This window comes from Methylobacterium sp. J-070, from assembly GCF_022829385.1.
Lineage (GTDB): Bacteria > Pseudomonadota > Alphaproteobacteria > Rhizobiales > Beijerinckiaceae > Methylobacterium.
In genome coordinates this window covers 1-3,025 of the sequence record NZ_JAKSXX010000185.1, presented here as the reverse complement: position 1 = coordinate 3,025, position 3,025 = coordinate 1, and the positions used below count along the sequence as shown (strand labels likewise).

General features: G+C 65.3%; 5 protein-coding genes. 1 reads left to right on the top strand and 4 read right to left on the bottom strand.

What is annotated here, in order from left to right; translation table 11 throughout:
* Positions 1-150: 150 nt before the first annotated feature.
* Genes MKL01_RS19830 through MKL01_RS19820 form a run of 3 tightly spaced genes read right to left on the bottom strand, consistent with a single transcriptional unit; the run spans position 151 to position 1,455 of the window.
* The gene (locus tag MKL01_RS19830) at positions 151-849 is read right to left on the bottom strand and encodes a hypothetical protein (protein ID WP_243906919.1); all 699 of its coding nucleotides are present in this window, start codon (positions 847-849) and stop codon (positions 151-153) included.
* 2 nt (positions 850-851) lie between these two features.
* Positions 852-1,040, bottom strand: coding sequence for a hypothetical protein (locus MKL01_RS19825; RefSeq protein ID WP_243906918.1), 189 nt, complete (start codon positions 1,038-1,040; stop codon positions 852-854).
* Position 1,041: 1 nt separating this feature from the next.
* Positions 1,042-1,455 (bottom strand): DUF3768 domain-containing protein, encoded by a 414-nt coding sequence (locus MKL01_RS19820; protein ID WP_243906917.1) that lies wholly within the window; start codon positions 1,453-1,455, stop codon positions 1,042-1,044.
* Between the two features lie 672 nt (positions 1,456-2,127).
* Between MKL01_RS19820 and MKL01_RS19815 the strand changes: the two genes are divergently transcribed.
* Complete coding sequence (locus MKL01_RS19815; protein WP_243906916.1) at positions 2,128-2,418, top strand: hypothetical protein; 291 nt, start codon at positions 2,128-2,130, stop codon at positions 2,416-2,418.
* Between the two features lie 58 nt (positions 2,419-2,476).
* On the opposite strand, the gene MKL01_RS19810 is transcribed toward MKL01_RS19815, so the two are convergent.
* Positions 2,477-2,653, bottom strand: coding sequence for a hypothetical protein (locus MKL01_RS19810; protein ID WP_243906915.1), 177 nt, complete (start codon positions 2,651-2,653; stop codon positions 2,477-2,479).
* Between the last annotated feature and the right edge of the window lie 372 nt (positions 2,654-3,025).

Sequence of the window (3,025 nt, the reverse complement as noted above, 5' to 3'; positions counted from 1 at the left end):
ATAGCGAAGGCCCGCGCGGCTATGCTGCCGCCGGGTGGTCGGGGTCCACATGGCAGGTCCAGGTCAGGCTTCAGCACCCCCCTGGAATCATCGCCATCCCGGCCACTCAACCCCGCCTCAGACCCTTATCGGACGGGCTCTTAGGGACGATCATCGATCTGCGCCCCTGCCGGCCGCGATCGCGTCGAAGTCGAGGAGGATCAGGCGTAGCTGGCGCCAGGGCGACTCATCGCGCGCAAACTCGCCGGGCTCCTCCAAGCTCAACAGCACCCCGAGCTTCAGCACGATGCCGGTGAGGGTCGTCGCGGGCACGATGTACAGGCTGTCAGCCGCGGCCCGGACAGCGCGAAACAAGACCTCCTCTCGCTCCTGGGCTTTCATAAGCTCACACGCCTGCGCAGCCTCGGCCCAGCGCGCCTGTCGTTGCTGGAGAACCCTCAGGCACCGCTCACGTCGGCGACCGGGCGGCACATAGCGTGCGATGGTCTCTGCGTCGGCCGCGAACCGACCGGGAGGGTTATCCATCTCAGCCAACCGTACACGTGGGTACCCGAACTCGGCCACAAGCGCCGCTTCGAGCCGGTCGCAGGTCTGCAGGGCTCGTTCGTGCTCGGCCAGCCGGGCCTGGACCTCAGCAAACAGGCGCGGCGTAGGGTCGAGAGCCGTGCGGTCACGCGACCGCTGCGGGTCAGCCCCGGAGGCAAATGGCGGCTGGGCACTCAGCAACGACGCGATCAGGGTGAGTAGGCGCCGCCGGGTCGGTGAGGGCGCCGCCGCGGCGAGTTGGCTATCGGCGGCATCAGCACCAGTGCCGAAGTGCGGCGTCTTGGGATCGGAATGGCAGCCCATGCTCAGCCCTCCTCCCGGTCGCCGTCGTTGCCGCAGCCTGACCAATCGCCATCGTTATCGGCCGGCCAGTCCTCGTCCCACTCGGTGTCGGCGTCGAGCTCGGCCTCGCCGCGCGGCTGCGATCGCATGACCTCGTCGCCGTGGGGCGGATCAATCCGGGGCAGCCGCGGTGCTTTGAGCGGGGAGGCCACCTCAGTACTCGTCGGCGCGCATGATCGTGAGCACGCGGGTGGTCACCGCGGGGTCGGCCGGGTCCGGCGAACCGCCGAGCAGCGCGCGATCATAGGCGTCGATTTTCCAGAAGAAGCGCTCGCCGCCGACTTCGACCGCGCCGAAGTCGTGCTCGCCGTGAGGATCGTTATCGGCGTCGAAGCTGCTGAAGCGGCGCACGGCCAGCAGTAGGGCGATACGGTCGGCCTCGGGCAGTTCGACCACGCCGGGTGTCTCAACCACCTGCCCACCGGCGAAGCTGCGGCGGAAGGCGTCGTTTAGGGCGCGCACGCGGGCGGCAATGCCGGTAGCGGCAATCGACGGCTGATGCGGCTTCTGCCCTGTGCCGAACGCGGCGGAGTGGTCGGCTGATGTCGAAGTTTCAACGTTGCTCATGGTGGATCTCGCAAAGAAGAAGGGGTCCCGTGTGGGACCCCTTGCTGGTGGTGCTCGTATTGGAGCGGCTTCGTCGCCTCGCCGGCAGTACCAAGGCACCCTGCGCTCGTCGGCGTGATGATCGCGTCATGGCGTGCCTCAACAAGTAGGGGCGATAAAAGCAATTATATAGGATTTAATTCATAGTATCAATGATGCCGAGCTGCTCGAGCGAGCGGGCACATGTGCGACTGGTTCTGGGCGTCCATCGCCACGGACTCGGAGAAGCACCAATCACGGCTATGACCGGATCTGGCCGAAAGCGCCTGGTCTGCTTTCCGTTGCACGATGCAGTAATCCGGACACCGCAGCATTCTCACCCCCGGCGTCGGAGAGACACGTTTTGCCGACGTTTGAATAGCCGACGCTGTTTTCCAACAGGTTTGACGCCGACTTCCCTGATCTGACGTCGATGTGCGGCGAATGCCGACAAAACGGTCGTTTTTCGTACACGGCGGGCCGCCCTACTTGCCGTTGAGTTTCAATGGAACGGCGTAGCTGGAACTCAACCACGCTATTCGCATAAGGGCGACTTACGGAACCTGTTACCTACGGCTGCGAAGCGCGGCTCTTCTTACCGGAAGTAAGCTGACGGCAAGGTGACTGAGCTGACGGGCGCGGCGTAGAACCTATATGGGCAAGCCAAAAATGCGCTCCGCGGCGCAGCTGGACAGATGCCATTTACGAATGCCGGGCACACCCGCCGCTATGGAGCCACTAGAGTTCATCGGTATTGCCGCCCAGGCGACAGCCTCCGCTTTGGGTGCGTTCGGCCTTTGGCTGGTCGTCGCCGCGGTTGTGAGCGTGCCGGCTGGTCCGAGCGGTCTACTCATCCAGAACATCGCGACGGTCCTACACCCTGGCGTCTGGTATGTGCTCGCCGCCCTCGTCGCCCGGTGGATCGGACAGCTCGTCTCCAAATGAACCGCGCGCTCGGCCTCGTCGAAATTGGGGGAAGGGCCCCAGGTGTCGGCGGTGGGGATCATTGGCCGAACTCCCACCAGGGCACGCCCTGCGACTGGCCGGGCTTCTCGCCGTGCGTCACGTGGTCGAACCGGATCTCCATAGCCGTGATCGCGCAGACCGGGCCGCCGATCGGCAGGACGACGCATGCCTCGACGCGTGCGATGCCGCCGTGGGGTGGACGTCGAACAACCACGCTGCTGTCCAGCCCAGAGCCTCGGCCTGCTCGCCGAACTGATCGAAAGGCGAGGGCGCGAGTGTAGACGCCACTCCATTGGCCGGAACGATAGCCACAGCTACTAGCCAGACGAAGAGAACGCCGCGCGTCTCGTTACGATCCAGACTTAGGCCAACAACCTCGCGGGCGGCCAAGCTCTACCGGCGACGTCCGTGTCCCGTGGCACTTCGATGGGCTCGACGGTGCAGCGTGGCGAGTTCGGGCTTGGCGGCGTCCAGGCATAAGGTGTGGCTGTAACCGGGGCAGGCTTCCTCGACGTCCGATGCCGCGACCCTGACTGCTCAGCCAACGGCGTCGGACGAGTCTCGCAGGCGCAGCAGAGTCCGGTCA

Coding starts and splice junctions, on each gene's coding strand:
- MKL01_RS19830 (WP_243906919.1), bottom strand. CDS start 849: ATGGGCTGCCATTCCGATCCCAAGACGCCGCACTTCGGCACTGGTGCT.
- MKL01_RS19820 (WP_243906917.1), bottom strand. CDS start 1,455: ATGAGCAACGTTGAAACTTCGACATCAGCCGACCACTCCGCCGCGTTC.
- MKL01_RS19815 (WP_243906916.1), top strand. CDS start 2,128: ATGGGCAAGCCAAAAATGCGCTCCGCGGCGCAGCTGGACAGATGCCAT.